12 protein-coding genes are annotated in these 14060 nt (G+C 67.3%); 4 read left to right on the top strand and 8 right to left on the bottom strand.

Translation table 11 applies throughout. The annotated features are described in order from the left end of the window. Nucleotides 1–17 precede the first annotated feature (17 nt). The 6 genes from ASF32_RS22635 to ASF32_RS22660 all read right to left on the bottom strand — a co-directional run bounded on the left by ASF32_RS22635 (nucleotide 18) and on the right by ASF32_RS22660 (nucleotide 7596). Entirely contained in the window at nucleotides 18–851 is an 834-nt protein-coding gene (locus ASF32_RS22635) for a WecB/TagA/CpsF family glycosyltransferase (protein WP_056434095.1), read from the bottom strand. Then, a complete protein-coding gene (locus ASF32_RS22640) occupies nucleotides 848–2887 on the bottom strand; it encodes a GumC family protein (RefSeq protein WP_056434098.1) in 2040 nt (679 codons plus the stop codon). The genes ASF32_RS22635 and ASF32_RS22640 overlap by 4 nt, the downstream gene beginning before the upstream one ends. A 363-nt stretch (nucleotides 2888–3250) precedes the next feature. Then, a complete protein-coding gene (locus ASF32_RS22645; RefSeq protein ID WP_056434100.1) occupies nucleotides 3251–4087 on the bottom strand; it encodes a polysaccharide deacetylase family protein in 837 nt (278 codons plus the stop codon). Continuing rightward, nucleotides 4084–4896 carry a class I SAM-dependent methyltransferase gene (locus tag ASF32_RS22650; protein ID WP_056434102.1) on the bottom strand — a complete coding sequence of 271 codons (813 nt, stop codon included), beginning with the start codon at nucleotides 4894–4896 and terminating at the stop codon, nucleotides 4084–4086. The genes ASF32_RS22645 and ASF32_RS22650 overlap by 4 nt, the downstream gene beginning before the upstream one ends. Nucleotides 4897–5153: 257 nt before the next feature. Further along, on the bottom strand, nucleotides 5154–6134 hold the full coding sequence (locus ASF32_RS22655; protein WP_244477936.1) for a DUF6492 family protein: 981 nt from the start codon (nucleotides 6132–6134) through the stop codon (nucleotides 5154–5156). Nucleotides 6135–6234: 100 nt separating this feature from the next. Next, nucleotides 6235–7596 (bottom strand): hypothetical protein, encoded by a 1362-nt coding sequence (locus ASF32_RS22660; protein WP_056434104.1) that lies wholly within the window; start codon nucleotides 7594–7596, stop codon nucleotides 6235–6237. A 368-nt stretch (nucleotides 7597–7964) separates the two neighbouring features. On the opposite strand from ASF32_RS22660, the gene ASF32_RS22665 reads away from it, so the two are divergent. Genes ASF32_RS22665 through ASF32_RS22675 form a run of 3 tightly spaced genes read left to right on the top strand, consistent with a single transcriptional unit; the run spans nucleotide 7965 to nucleotide 11372 of the window. Continuing rightward, nucleotides 7965–9059 carry an endo-1,4-beta-xylanase gene (locus ASF32_RS22665; protein ID WP_056434106.1) on the top strand — a complete coding sequence of 365 codons (1095 nt, stop codon included), beginning with the start codon at nucleotides 7965–7967 and terminating at the stop codon, nucleotides 9057–9059. Beyond that, on the top strand, nucleotides 9056–10021 hold the full coding sequence (locus tag ASF32_RS22670; RefSeq protein WP_056434108.1) for a glycosyltransferase: 966 nt from the start codon (nucleotides 9056–9058) through the stop codon (nucleotides 10019–10021). Before ASF32_RS22665 ends, ASF32_RS22670 begins: the two co-directional genes overlap by 4 nt. 13 nt (nucleotides 10022–10034) lie before the next feature. Continuing rightward, entirely contained in the window at nucleotides 10035–11372 is a 1338-nt protein-coding gene (locus tag ASF32_RS22675; protein ID WP_056434110.1) for an O-antigen ligase, read from the top strand. A 51-nt stretch (nucleotides 11373–11423) separates the two neighbouring features. Here the strand turns inward: ASF32_RS22675 and ASF32_RS25665 are convergent, their stop codons facing one another. Next, nucleotides 11424–11585, bottom strand: coding sequence for a hypothetical protein (locus ASF32_RS25665; protein WP_156467938.1), 162 nt, complete (start codon nucleotides 11583–11585; stop codon nucleotides 11424–11426). A gap of 85 nt (nucleotides 11586–11670) precedes the next feature. Further along, nucleotides 11671–12783, bottom strand: a complete 1113-nt coding sequence (locus tag ASF32_RS22680; RefSeq protein WP_056434112.1) for a hypothetical protein — start codon at nucleotides 12781–12783, stop codon at nucleotides 11671–11673. 295 nt (nucleotides 12784–13078) lie between these two features. On the opposite strand from ASF32_RS22680, the gene ASF32_RS22685 reads away from it, so the two are divergent. After that, nucleotides 13079–14011 carry a hypothetical protein gene (locus ASF32_RS22685; protein ID WP_056434114.1) on the top strand — a complete coding sequence of 311 codons (933 nt, stop codon included), beginning with the start codon at nucleotides 13079–13081 and terminating at the stop codon, nucleotides 14009–14011. Nucleotides 14012–14060: the final 49 nt, after the last annotated feature.

Genomic DNA, 14060 nt, shown 5'->3' on the forward strand with positions numbered 1-14060 from the left:
GTCTGGCCGTGATCGACTTAGCCATCACTCGCCCGGCTGTCTCGTGCCTTGTCTCGACGCGTCCGCCAGCGGTCGCCGCTGCGTGTGAGCATGAGGTAGAGCGAGTGCGGATTGGTGAGGAAGTAGCGCCAGAACAGGCGCCGGGGCTCCTGCAGCAGCCGCCAGAGCCATTCGAAACCGATCCGCTGGACCCAGGCCGGCGCCCGGCTGCGGCTTCCGGAGAGAAAGTTGAACAGGCCGCCCGACGTCTTGATGAGGGCGACGTTCCGCAGGAGCGGACCGTGATCGCGCACGAAGGCCTGCTCGCGCGGCACCCCCAGGGCGATCCAGAGAATGTCCGGCGCCAGGGCGTCGATTTCGGCGACCTTTGCGGCCAACGCGTCGCCCACGAGGTAGCCATGGTGGTGACCGACGATGCGCAGCCCTGGATACAGGCGCTGTGTCGTCGCCACCGCCGCGCGGTTCTCGTTCTCGGTGGCGCCATAGAGATAGAAGGTCACGCCTTCCGCCAGGGCCTTGCGGGCGACCTCGTGATAGAGGTCGGTGGTGGCGACCCGTTCGGGCAGGGCCCGGTCCCCGACGAAGCGGGACATGGTCACCATCGGCTGTCCGTCGGCGCTGATGACATCCGCCATGTCCATCAGCCGGGCGAACTCAATGTCGCGTGCGTGCCGTGACATCACCTCGCCATTGGCCGAGGTGAAGTAGAGGGGCGTTCCGGGGCGCGGATGACGGCGCACGGCCTCGGTCATCAGATTCACGGTCTCCCGCATTCCCAGAGCCGCGATCGATACGCCGCCGAGAGAGGTCAGGGGAACCGGTTCGGGTAGAACCGGAGACGGTGTCGTCATCGTGCCCCTCCGATCAGCGCGGCAGCGCCGGACACGCTGAACGATGCGGCAGAGGCACGCTTGACCGATGAACGCTGTCCCGGATCGGGTTTGTCGAAAGGCTTCTTCGGGGCCTGCTCGGGCTCGGGACGGGAGACGGCTCTAGGCACGTGTACCGGCTCCGACGGACGCCTTGGCTCCACTCGGACGGGGGGCTCGATGGCCGGCCTGGTCTCCGGGTCCTTGGCGTTGCCACGGATGAAAGCCATCGCCGACCGCCGCGGATCTGGCAGATCGGGCGCGCGGAAGGCGGGCGGGCTCACCGGGATGCGTCTATCCTTCGGAATACCCGCCGGAACCGGTGCCTCGGCCGAACGGGGCATCTCGACCGGCTTGGATTCGCGGCGCGGCTCGGTTTCGCGGCGCGGCTCGGGCGGCCGGGCGGGAATGGGAGCGGGGGCGGGCGCTGGCCCCGCAACCTGCGCCGGATTGAAGGCTTGGACCGGCTCCGACACGGGAGCCCGCTTGAAAGCCTGGGCCATCTTGGGAGCCGGCTCCGGCTCTCGTGCCGGACTGGCGGCCTTCACCGCCATGGGGGGCTCAGCGACCCAGGGCCTACGGACAGGGTCCGACCGGCCGAACCGGGCCCAATCGTCGAGCAGGGCGAGGAGAATGCCGAGGCCGAGCCCCGCCAGGAGTCCCATCGCCATCAGCGTCCGCGCCGGGGGCGGGAAGCTGCGCATGATCGGCTTCGTCGCCGGGGAGACGACCCGGGCATTGCCCATGTCGAGATAGGCCTGCTGGCCGGTCTCGCGCGAGCGGGTGAGGAAGGCTTCGTAGACCGAGCGGCTGGCCTCGGCCTCCCGTTCGAGTTCACGCAGGCGGATCGACGCCTGAGCGAGACCGACCGTGCGGCCCTTGGCCTGATCGAAGTTCTTCTCCAGGGCCGATGCGGTAGCCCGCGCCTTGGCGAGGTCGGTCTGCGCCGCCTGCGCGAAACGGGAGACCTCCTGGTCGATGGAGCGGCGTGCCTGGGCGACCTGCTTGACCATGGAGGAGACGGAAGGATGGCGCGGCCCGAGCTCGTTGGTGAGCTCGGCCTGACGCCGGGTGAGGTCCGCGTATTGGCTGCGCAGGGCAGCCACGGTCTGCGAGGAGAGGATATCGTCCGTCGCCCCGGCATCCAGCCCGGCGCGGGCAATGCGCTGGCTCTGTTCGACGCGGGCCTGCGCCTCGACCACCCGAGCGCGGGCGGCGGCGAGTTGCGCGTTGATCTGCGTCAGCTGCTGATCGCTCACGAGGGCGTCGCGGGTGCCGACGAGCCCGGTCTCGGCACGATAGGCCTGAACCCGATTCTCCGCGGCGTTGAGCGCGGTGCGCAATTCGCCGAGCCGCGCCGTGAGTCCGGAATTGGCGCGGTTGGCGGCCTCCGTCCGGGCGGCGGCATCCTCGGCGAGATAGGCGGCCACCACCGCGTTGGCGAGGCGCGCAGCCTTCGCCGCATCCCGCGCCCAGACCGAGACGTCGATCACGTAGGTTCGCCCGGTTCGGCGCACGGAGATGCGCTGCTGCAGGAGCCCGACCGCCGCATTCGCGTCGCCCTCGTCATCCGAAGGCGCATCCTGACTTCCGAACCCCAGGGCAGCGACGACCTTCGAGACCATCCCGCCCGACGCGGCCGTGAATTCGTCGTCCCTGGTGAGGCCGGTGGCATCGACGACCCGGCGCAGCACGCTGCTCGAGGTGATGAGACGGGTCTGGCTCTCCACCACGCTCTGATAGGCGTTGGAATCCTGGCCGCCGGTGGTCAGTTCGCGGGAGACGAGGTTCAGGTCGCGCGGGTCGATATAGATCTGCGCCTCGGCGGTGTAGCGCGGGCTCAGCAGCTTTCCCCCGACGAGGCCGATCCCGGCCAGGACGAGCGCGCAAGCGAAGATCCAGACGATGCGTCGGCGCAAGGCCGAGAAGACACCCCCGACGGAGAGGCGATAACCGTCGCGTACCGGCTCGGCCGGGCCGGGCCTGCCGGATGCAGGGGGATCGTCGTAGACCAACATCAATCGCCTCCCACCATCACGGAGTTCCGAGAAGACACGAGCCCCGGCGCGCCCCGGGATTGCTGGTGTGACGATCCCGCTTCGGTCCGTTCGTGTCCCGAGCCGGCACAGTCCGTAGAGCGCGCGGCCGAATGCACGAGGGAATAGCAACTGCGAGTCCAAATTAGATTAAATTCTCAGGCGGCCCTCAACGAATGCGCAACAACGCGGAACGATGATGAATCACGTCTTTACACCTCCCGCCGGAATTGGATGGGACGCCTGAAGACACGCCTTCGTCATGGCACCGGACAGGACAAGAAGCCTCGGATGCGGGCGGGCTCACGCGTCGCGTGGGCCGTTCTTCGAGAGCTGCATCGAAGTCTAGCCCGAAAGGCGGGATGCCTCTTCCACGGGGCGCCGTTCCCCAGCGACGCCAAGGGCCCGCGCCATCCCCTCCGCCATCGAGACCACCGGGATGCCGCGCCGGTTCGCGGCCAGGAGAGTGGCCTCGAGCAAGGCGGGGGAGCAGCCGTAGGGGCTTGCCCCCTCGGTCACGTCATGGCCGAAAAAGATCACCCAGCCGTTACGGGCCACCGCCTCGTCCATCAGACGCGAGAGGAGAACGGCGTCGAGGCAGCGGTCGAAGAGCGGGTTGGCGCGCAGGAAATAGCGGTCGATGCGTCCGGCATTCAGGCCCGGCATGATGCTGCGGCCGGATCCATAGGTCCGGCTCAGCACGCCCTTTGCGGCCAGTGACGCATAGCCGTAGGGAAAGGCGAAATTCTCCAGCACCAGTCCCGGCACGAGGGAAGCGAGCGCATCCCGGTTACGCCGGAGATCCGCGGCGAATCGCTTTGCGTCGAGGGTGGGCACGAGGCGGTGATCATGAGTATGGCAGCCGATCTCGTGCCCGCGGCGATGGATCTCCGCCAAGGCCTCGACGCCTGCGACCCGCCAATGCTCGGTGGCGGTGCCGAGGAGGGTGCGGGAGACGTAGAACGTGCCTTTCACGCCATGCGCGTCGAGGAGGGCAGCGCCCGTCTCGCAGGCACTGTCCGGCACGTCGTCGAAAGTGACGCTCACCATCGGGCCAGGCAGGCGGGGAAGTAAGGGAGCGGTCGGGATATGCCGCGACAGACGATGCGAGAGCCGCGCCCGGAAGGAGAGCTGCGCCTTGAGTTCGGTCACGTCGCGATCGAGGATGGCGTCGGGGGTCATTGCGGTGTCGGATGCCCGGACCGCTTGCGCAGCACCAGATGATAATCACCGCGCTGCAGGTTGAAGCGCCGCCCCGTCACCCTGTTCACCACATCGGTCACGCCGTCGGTGAAGGCGGCGAGGCGCGGACGGCATATCCGCATCTCCGCATAGCGCGGGCTCTCGTAGACATGTTCGTAGATCGGCTCGAGCCCGAGGCGATCGAGGAACGGCTTCAGTCGGGCCGGCAGGACGAGCGGGTGATAATGGACTGGAAATGGAGGTTCGCCCGGCTCGCCCGCCCGCTCGTGGCCGCGGATATGGCGATAAAACCAGACGTGGAACCAATGCGGCGAATATTTCGTCACGAGGCCGGAGAGCGACCGCGGATGCGGTGCGCCGATCAGCAGGAGACCGCCGGGCTTCAGGCATTCGGCGAAGCGCTCCATCGCCGCGCCGACATCGGGCAGATGCTCGATGACGTTGTAGCTCGTCACGAGGTCGAAGGTCAGGGGCGTGAAACGGTGGGTCTGGACGTCGCCGCAGATCACCGTATCGGCATAGCCGTTGTTGCTCACCTGGGTCGGGTCGATATCGACCACGGTCACGCGGGAGCGGCGCAGCACCGAGACCGGAAGATAGGAGGATGCTCCGCCGCCGGCCTCGTAGACCGAGACCTCGCCCGCCGGAAGCAGTTCCTCGAGAATTTCGTGGACCTTCGCGAGGCTGAACCCGGCCTCGCCCGCCGGCATCTCCGTGTCCTGGTGGAGGTCCTCCCGCCCGACCTGCCCCGCCATGGAGGCGGTGTCGTCCTGTGCCGTGGCCTTCATGCTCCGTCTCTATTCCGTCGTGATGGGGCGAGACGGAAGCGAAGACTTCTGCGAGGGCATGGGAGAGAATCCGCCTTCCGGAAAGTGCGTCGACCGTGCTCTCGCACATGACACGGCAAATCTTACTTTTCCAAGTACCGGGCGCGGGGAAACGTGTTCGCGCGCCTGTCGGTCCCTTTCATCATTCATCACCCGCGAGGGATTTGCCTCGGCGTGCGATATGCCTCAGCAAGTCGAGGCGCAGGCGGAATGAGGCCTCAGGCCGCTTCCGTCCGCAGCTTGGAACGCTCTTCTCCACCCTCGGCACGGAACGCGTCGATACTGGCGCGGATGGTGGAGAGCGGCGTCGATCCGAAGGACTGGATGCAGAAGGCTCGCTCCGTCGCCGTGGCGACGTCCAGCATCGCCAGGATATCGGCCTCGCTCAGGGCGTCGTCGTCCCAATGGGTCCGGCAGAAGCTCTGCGTCGTCACCGCATGCCGCGCCATCACCGAGGGCGTGTTGGTGACGAAGGTGCCGTAGATCATGTATTCTGAAAAGTGGCGGTCCCGGCACAGGGCGGCGACCCAGCCACGGCCGGTCACCGCCTCGATCCGGTCGGTCATCGCCCGTGTCGTTGCCTGGTCCCAGATGATGATCTGGTCGATGTAATCGTCGGCGGGTACGCTTTGCGGCTTGGTGGCGAGAAGCCGGCTCGCGGTGCCGAGCCATTGGATGTGGCGTGGCCGGTTGGCTACGACACCGCCGGGATGGACGTGGAACGGCGTCGGATTGGGCTCGGCCAAGGCGGCGAGGTCGAAGTCCCGGAAGAAGCAGACGTCGGAATCGATCAGGCAGTAGCGTGCCTCCGGCAGCCTGCGCGTGGCCTCGATCTTGACGAACTGCTGGATGTGCCAGCCGCTGACCGGCTTGCCGAACGGCGTGAGCCAGTAGCGGAGCCGGCGCCGACGCAGGAACGGGATCGGCCTGATCCACCAGGGCAGGAACTGCGACTGCGGCAGGATCCGCCGGTCGGGACGGGCAAAGTGCGCAAACAGCGCCACGTCCCTGTCGTCGACGAGGACGTAATGGCAGCCGCGCGACGCCGCGTGCCGATCGATGCTCTCGAACAGCAGGGCGCATCGTTCCAGATCGCCCCGGTGGCTGAGGGTGATCAGGCCCACCGTCTCGGCTCGGTCCTGCTCGGCCCGGCCCTGCTCCGCGGCTGCGAAGGCACGATCTCCGGTCTCGGCCTTCATGCGCACCTCCTCCGATCCGCCGCCCTTCATCGGGGGGACCCTGCGCCGGGAAGGGTGAAGGCTTCCGTCATCGGACCGCGCCTGTCATGCGATGTCGCGATCACGGTGCCGTGTTCCGCCACAAAAGACCGTAGAGGGTAAAGAAGGAGAACGCGTAGATCGCGACATAGATCGCGTTCAGCCACAGGCTCCACTGCGCCGGATCGGGAAGTGCCGTGAGAAGCAGGGCGAAGCCCAGGGCCTTGAGGGCGATGAGGGTCGCGGTGACGCCCGCGCGCAACCCCATCCGACCGAAGGCGAAGAACAACTCGCCATGAAATTCCAGAAGATTGCGCACCGCCGGCACGGCGACGATGACGGCGAGCATGCCGTAGGCCGCCGATACGTTAGGACCGAGAAGGTCGGGGCGGATGTGCAGGACCGCGACCATGAAGACGAGGGCGCCGGTCGAGACGACCGCCACCATCGCTTCCACCTTCAGAGATTCGCGCAGGCTCGCCCGGGTAGCGCGGCCGGCCTGGATGAGCTTACGCGAATACATCATGAACATCGGCCGCAATGGCACACCGGTGAAATCGATGAGCCGCATCGAGATCGCGTAGATACCCGCCATGCGCTCGCCGGCCAGCGTCAGGACGATGAGTTTGTCGATCTCGCCCTGAGCGAGGAACATGAAATAGGAGGCGGCAAAGAGCAGCCCGTCGCGCAGCCGGCCCTTGAGCAGCGCCGCGCGGAACCGCATCCGCGTGCGCGGATGGAAGCGGATGGCGAGGACGACGACCGAGACCGCGTTGCCGACGAGATAGTAGACGGCCCAGGTTTCGGCGTTGCCGCCGCCCGCAGCCCAGAACGCCACGGCGGCGGCGGCGCGGAAGCCGATGGGAAGCGACATCACCGTCGCCGCCGCAGCGTAGCGGCCGAGCCCGTTATTGACCTGGACCAGGAGCTCGATCTGGCGCCAGAGCGCCACCTCGACCACGATGATCGCCAGGTAGCCGGGCAGGGCGATCACGTCCCGGAACAGAAACGCGTAGAGAGCCAGCGAGAGGCCGAACATGATCGGCAGGGCGAGTCCGAAACAGGCATAGTAGACGGCGAGATATCCCCCCATCGACGAACGCCTTCCGGCGGCCGACCGCATCACGAAGGATTGGAAGCCGAACCCCGCCAGACAGCCGATCATCACGCCCGCCGCCGAGACGGAGGCGAAGACCCCCATTTCGGCGAGGCTCAACGTGTTGGCGAGAACCAGGAAATAGACCATCTGAAGCACGAGGCGCCCACCCGCCCCGGCCAGAAGCTGGCCGTAACCGATCAGCACGGTGCGGTGGGTCGCCCACGCGCCGGCGACGAGACGCATGGGCGTGCGATGCAACTCTCCGATGCGGCGTCCCACACCGGGTCGCCCGGCAGGGAGCGCCGGCGCGACGGGCGTCGGATTTCGGGACAGTTGGGCGGTCATGGCCGAGGCTTCCGCAGGGCCCGTGCCATGGCGCGGGAAAGAGAAGGGCAGGCTCCGTCCGGAGCGGTCGGGCTGGAGAGATGTCCTATCCTGGAGAACGGGGCGCCGTCATACCCTGGTGATCGGCGTATTCCTGCCGAGGGCACAAGTCCTGGTGAACACCACGTCCTGATGGACCCATAGGTCTCGGCTGTCGGATCGCGGGAGGCATCCCACAAGGATGGATGCATCGCAGGGTCATCCGTGACGGATACCATTCCCTGTTCGGCTCAGAACCTGTGTACGGACCTGAACTTGCAGAACTCCCCACCATCCCCCGGCGGGATGTGCCGTTTTGGGCGACTTCTCACTCTTCCCAGGATCTCGGCATGATACAGGGCCCTCCCCATCGCCGGACCATCCTCAAGGGAGCGCTGGGCGGCATCCTCGGGCTGGGAGGCGCGCTCGGGCTGGAAGGCACGCTCGCCCATCGCGCCGCCGTCGCCTCTCCGCGCAAGATCCCGTTCGGGGCGGCGGTTCGCGGGGACGCTCTCGCGGCGGATGCGAGCTATCGCGCCGCCCTGGCGGAGAGGTGCCGCTTGCTGGTCCCGGAGGGAAGCCTGAAATGGCCGGTCCTGCGGCCCAACCGGGAAACGTTCGATTTCGGGGATGCCGACACGATCGCCGCCTTCGCCCGTAGCAACGGACTCGGCCTGCGGGGTCACACCCTGGCCTGGTACGGCGGCATGCCCGCCTGGGCGGAGGCGATCACGAGCCCCGTCGAGGCCGAATGGGTGCTGACCAGCCATATCGAAGCGGTGGTCTCCCGCTATCGCGGCTTCATCGGATCCTGGGACGTGGTGAACGAGCCGATGCCCGAAAATCCGGTCTCGCCACGGGACTTGCGCTCCTTCGTCTGGACGAAGACCCTCGGCGCCGAGTACATCCCCATCGCCTTCAAGGCGGCTCATGCCGCCGATCCGGCCGCCCAGCTCGTCCTCAACGAATACGACATCGAATTCGTCGGACCGCGCTTCGCCATGCGCCGAGCCGGCATCCTCGCCATCGCACGCTCCCTCGTCGATCGAGGTATCCCGATTCATGCCATCGGATTGCAGGCCCATCTGTTCGCGGATCGGGAGATCGACCGCGACGGCCTCCAGGCTTTCCTGCGGGAGATCAAGGCGCTGAAGCTCGACGTTCTGGTCACCGAACTCGATGTGATCGACGTGGGACTGCCGACCGACGCCGCCACCCGAGATGCGATGATCGCGCGCAAGGCGGCCGATTTCCTCCACGCGGTGGACGAGGTGACGCCGCCGAGCGCGGTCCTTACCTGGGGTATCACGGATCGTTATACCTGGGTACCGATGTACTTCACCCGACCCGACGGCACGGCGAACCGGCCGCTCCCCCTGGATTCCGACCTGAGGCCCAAGCCGCTGATGACCGTGATTGAGCGCTTCACCGGAAGCGCGTCGTGAAAGCGCGCGCCAATCCTTTCGACGCGGTGGTCTGCGTCCCGACCTTCAAACGGCCGGAGCACCTCGTCCAGACCCTCGCCTCCCTGGCGCGCCAGCGGACCGGCCTCCGCTTCGCCGTCGTGGTGGTGGACAACGACAGCGCGTCGCAGGCCGGCTTGGTGGCCGCCGAGGCGGTGTTCGCGAAGGGACCGCTCCAGGGCCAATGCGTGGTCGAGCAGCGCCAGGGCAATTGCTCGGCGATCAACCGGGCCTTCACCACTGCCCTCGCGGCCTATCCCGACACCCGTTATTTCCTGATGATCGACGACGACGAGCTGGCACAGCCCGACTGGCTGGAGCGCATGGTGGCCACGGCGCAGCGCACGGGGGTCGGCATCGTCGGCGGCCCGGTGATCCCGCGCTTCGAACCGGGAACACGGCCCCGCCTCGACAACCACCCCGCCTTCGCCCCCGCCTACGACAAGAGCGGGCCGGTTCCGGTGATCTACGGCAGCGGCAATTGCCTGATTACGCGGCGCACCTTCGCGCTGATGGGAGCTCCACCCTTCGACACGAGCTACAATTTCCTCGGCGGCGGCGACACCGACTTCTTCACCCGTGCCCGCCGCTCCGGTGTGACCTTCTACTGGGAGGCGGATGCGGTCATCACCGAGACGGTGCCTCTTGCCCGCACGCGGACGGGATGGCTCGCCGCACGCGGCCTGCGGATCGGGGCCGTCAATTACCGGATCGAGCGCAAGCATGCGCAGGGCAGTCTTGGTCTCGTGACCCTGGCCGGCAAATCCTTCGCCATCCTCGGGGTCTCGTTCGGACGCGCCATCCTCAATCTGGTCCGGACACGGGAACCCACCATCGCCCTGCACCCGATCCTCGTGGCCCTCGGGCGCTGCTTCGCGGCCCTGGGCATCGAACCGCAGCCCTACCGCGCCAGCACCCCGCACCTGCGGACTCGCGGGAGATGAAGGAGGCGGATCGATGAAGACGGGGGCGATCGGAGTGCCGGCATCGGAGGCAGCGCCCGGGGGATGGCGCCGCCTGCAGGCGGTACTCGCCGACACGCCCGCCATCCTCATCGCGCGGAAGGTCGTCTTCCTCGCTGTCCTGCTCCTCAGCTGGATCTCTCTCAAACCGTTCCAGGATCTCAGCAATCCGGACGTCCTGGAACTCGCCACGGGGCGGGAGGCGCTCACCTATGCGAGCTTCGGCCTTTTCGCGCTGCTGTGCCTCGCCCTGACTCTCCCGGCTCACGCCAAAGCCTTGCGCGGCTTCGCCTCGCCCTGGTTCCTGGCGCTCGGAGCCTGGCTCGCCGTCAATGTCGTTCTGTCACAGGATCCCATGACGTCGGTCAAGCGCCTGACCCTGGCGGGCTCCGTGATGCTGGCGGCCGCCTGCCTGCCCTTGCTGGCGCGGTCGCGGAACGATCTGCGCAACCTCCTCGCCATCGCCTCCCTGCTACTGCTGGGCGCATGCTATCTCGGCATGCTGCTCGCGCCGGACCTTGCCATCCATCAGGCGAAGGACGTGGGCGAGCCCATGCTCGCGGGCAATTGGCGCGGCGTGTTCGGCCATAAGAACAGTGCGGCGGCGGTCATGGCCATGCTGGTCTTCATCGGCATCGCCGTGGCGCGTTCGGGGCTCGTGACGGTGGGCCTCGTCATCGTCGCCCTGTCGGGGCTGTTCCTCCTCGGCTCGGAAGGCAAGAGCGCGACGGCGCTCCTGGTGGCTTCGCTGGCGATCACGGGCCTGTTCGGCGTCATCCGTTCGCTCGCGGGCCGAATCCTCCTCACGCTGGTTCCGCTCTTCACGATCAACCTGTTCAGCGTCGGCACGGTGGTGAGCGAGCCCCTGGCCGCCATCGTGCGGGCTCTGCCCGTGGATTCCACCTTCACCGGCCGGACCGATGTATGGCAGTTCGCCATCGAGGCCCTCACGGCGCGTCCGCTCACCGGCTACGGCTTCTCGGCATTCTGGAACAACGTCACCGTGCGCGCCGCGTCCGATGACGGGTCGAGCTGGGCCGGATACGCCTCGCACAGCCACAACAGCTACCTCGACACCGCCGTCACCCTGGGCCTGCCCGGCCTCGTTCTCGTTCTCGCGATCTTCGTCGCCGCCCCCCTGCGGGACGTGATGAGGATCGAGGCGAACGGCCGGGCCGACCCGCTGGTGACGATGTTCGTGCAGGTCTGGCTCTTCGGCCTGCTGCTCTCCTGCATGGAGAGCTTCTTCTTCGATGGAGGAGACCCGGTCTGGGTCACCTTCCTGATCTCCGTCTTCGGTCTGCGCTACCTCGCCCGTTTCCGCAGCGCGTGAGACGCCCCGGAGGCGTCTCAGCCCGAAAGTGGGACGCCCTGTCCGGCAGTCTCAGAACTCGATGATGCCGACGGCCCAGCCGCCGAGAGTCATCAGCGCGCCGAACCAGAGCAGGGTCGCGACGCAGCCGACGACCAGCCCTCCGACCGCCCAATGCGCGGACCAGCCGGTCTTGTTCTCATACGGCACAATGCCTGGATCAGATTGGGTCATGGCATGCCTCTTCAGCCCGTCGATCCCAGGGAGAGGGCAAAGTTCACACCTCCCAAGCTTCGTACCTCCCAAGCTTGGTCGCGCCTCAACCGAGGGCGTCCCTCAGGCTGCCGGCGGCATCGGCGAACCAGACTTGGCGATCGATGGCGGGGGGCAGCGTCGGCCGTGTCGACGCTGCAAGGGCGAGGTCGACATAGGCCTCGGGTCCGGCTCCGCCCGGGGCGAGGACGATGGCCCCACCGGACAGGAGCGCCTGGAAGCGCGGATGGTGATCGAATTCGTCCGCGCGCACCGGCTCGGTGACGATGACCGGCCGGCCGGCCTGGACGCAGGCCAGGATGCTGGCGCGGCGCGCGGTGAGGCCCTCCGGGAGGACGTAGACGAAGGCGTCCACTTCGTCGAACAGGCCGAACAGCTCCTCCGGCGAGGCGACATAGCCGGAGACCACCACCGTCTCGGAGAGACCGAGCGCCGCGACCTTGGCGTGGAATATCTCTTCGATCCCGTCGGAGGCGCGGATGAACGAACCGATGAAGACGACGAGCGGGTCGGCGCCGCGCGCCTTCAGGCTGGCGGCGATGTCGAGGATCGCCTCCGGCTGCTTGCCCGGATAGATCGAGCCGAAATGACCGACCACGAGACGCCCTCCCTCGCGGGCGGCGCGCATCTGTGCGGACAGGGCGCTCGGCACGGTGGTTTCGGGCCGCGTGATGTTCGGGGGCAGGGGCATCATTACCGCCCGCCGCGCGAGACGGCCGATCACGGGATCGGCGGCGAACTCGTCCCGGACCTGGGGCGACAGGAGGACGATCGTGTCCGCGAAGAGGAGAAGCGGCCGGAGGACGAGCCGGCGCAGGCGGTGCATGCTGCCCCATTCATGCAGGATCGCGACCCGTCGCCGACGCCGCAGGAACGCGATGGCGAAGGCCGAAGGGGGGCCGATCAGCGCCCGCTTCCAGGGCACCAGCGGCAGATTGGCGATGACGGCGCGGGCATTCCCCACGGCGCGCCAGATTTCGCCGAGCGGCACGCGGCCCGGCTCCAAGGGGAGGGTCTCCTGTGGCTGACCCTGACGCCTGAGGGCCTCGATCAACTGTCCGGCGAAATCGCCGACCCCGCAGGGCGGATGCCCCGTACCGACGAGATGCAGCCAGGGGGAGGGCGCCTTCGTCTCCCCCGGTCCAGGGCGTTGCGTCATGCGGTGAGGTTCCGGAGAAGGACGTGACCGGCCTGTCCTAGCAGGCCGTCGCTTGCGAAAGACTTTCGGCCGAGCAGTTTGAAACGTTCGATCCACCCGCCGACGGCCCTTCTACGAGGAGCATGACACCGTATTCACCCGGCCCACGCAGGAATCTTTTTCAGTCGGCACCGCGAATGCAAAGATTTCATCACCGTCGGATATGATGTCCGGAAATGGATCGGCCCTGTCCCGCAGGGGGACCGACCCACCTCATCTGAAGAACAGCGGGACACGATACGGATTGACCGTAGCCATGAACGACCCGATCTTCACCTCCTGGGACGAGCCCGACAGCGCCCTTTGGGGGCATCAGCCGCTGCGGCTCGAGCATCGGCTGCACCAGTCTCCCCTGTTCTCGCGGGAGGCCTTGGCCGATCTGATCGACACCTATCCAAGCGGCCAGTACAGCCTCGTCCATATGGGCGCCGCCGGACAGCGCAAGTTCTGGCGCGAGGGCGAGACCGGGGGACTTCCCGGCGCGCAGGTGATCGAGTCCATCGCCCAGGGGCGGATGTGGCTCAACCTGCGCAATGTTGAGACCGTGGACCGGCGCTACCGCGACACGCTCGACGCCATGTTCGAGGAGTTGGCCCAGCGAGTACCCGGCTTCTCTCCGGCGAAATCCACCTGCGGCATCCTGATCTCGTCGCCCAACGCCCAGGTCTATTATCATGCCGACCTGCCGGGGCAGCACCTGTGGCAGATCATCGGCGCCAAGCGAGTCTACGTCTATCCCTCGACCCCGCCCTTCGTGACGCCGAAGCATCTCGAGGACATCGCCCTCTTCGATGTTGAGGTCGATATGCCCTATGCGCCCTGGTACGATTCCCATGCCCAGGTGATGGAGCTGTCGCCCGGCCAGATGCTGAGCTGGCCGCTCAATGCCCCGCACCGGGTCGAGAATCTCGACTGCCTCAACGTGTCGATGACGGTCTCCTTCGTGGACGAGCCGATCCGCCGCAAGCAGATCGTCAACCTCGCCAACGGCATGCTGCGCCATCGCTTCGGCCGCGAGCCGGCGAGCCACGCCATCACCGGGCCGGGCTACTGGTCCAAGGCGGTGATGCAGAAGCTGCTGCGCAACAGTGATTGGGTGAAGAAGGAGCGCGCGGCCCGCCGTGCCGTCGATTTCCGCCTCGATGCGGCACGACCGGGCCAGATCCTCGAACTCTCCGCTCCGGCGTGAGCGGGACGGCGCTGCCGGCCCATCGCCGGAGCATCGCGCCATCGGGAAC

Source organism: Methylobacterium sp. Leaf91 (genome assembly GCF_001422815.1).
Taxonomy (GTDB): Bacteria; Pseudomonadota; Alphaproteobacteria; order Rhizobiales; family Beijerinckiaceae; genus Methylobacterium.

Bases quoted from the DNA above. Each gene is read 5' to 3' on its own strand.
- ASF32_RS22635 (WP_056434095.1), bottom strand. From the start codon at position 851: ATGACGACACCGTCTCCGGTTCTACCCGAACCGGTTCCCCTGACCTCT.
- ASF32_RS22640 (WP_056434098.1), bottom strand. From the start codon at position 2,887: ATGTTGGTCTACGACGATCCCCCTGCATCCGGCAGGCCCGGCCCGGCC.
- ASF32_RS22645 (WP_056434100.1), bottom strand. From the start codon at position 4,087: ATGACCCCCGACGCCATCCTCGATCGCGACGTGACCGAACTCAAGGCG.
- ASF32_RS22650 (WP_056434102.1), bottom strand. From the start codon at position 4,896: ATGAAGGCCACGGCACAGGACGACACCGCCTCCATGGCGGGGCAGGTC.
- ASF32_RS22655 (WP_244477936.1), bottom strand. From the start codon at position 6,134: ATGAAGGCCGAGACCGGAGATCGTGCCTTCGCAGCCGCGGAGCAGGGC.
- ASF32_RS22660 (WP_056434104.1), bottom strand. From the start codon at position 7,596: ATGACCGCCCAACTGTCCCGAAATCCGACGCCCGTCGCGCCGGCGCTC.
- ASF32_RS22665 (WP_056434106.1), top strand. From the start codon at position 7,965: ATGATACAGGGCCCTCCCCATCGCCGGACCATCCTCAAGGGAGCGCTG.
- ASF32_RS22675 (WP_056434110.1), top strand. From the start codon at position 10,035: ATGAAGACGGGGGCGATCGGAGTGCCGGCATCGGAGGCAGCGCCCGGG.
- ASF32_RS25665 (WP_156467938.1), bottom strand. From the start codon at position 11,585: ATGACCCAATCTGATCCAGGCATTGTGCCGTATGAGAACAAGACCGGC.
- ASF32_RS22680 (WP_056434112.1), bottom strand. From the start codon at position 12,783: ATGACGCAACGCCCTGGACCGGGGGAGACGAAGGCGCCCTCCCCCTGG.
- ASF32_RS22685 (WP_056434114.1), top strand. From the start codon at position 13,079: ATGAACGACCCGATCTTCACCTCCTGGGACGAGCCCGACAGCGCCCTT.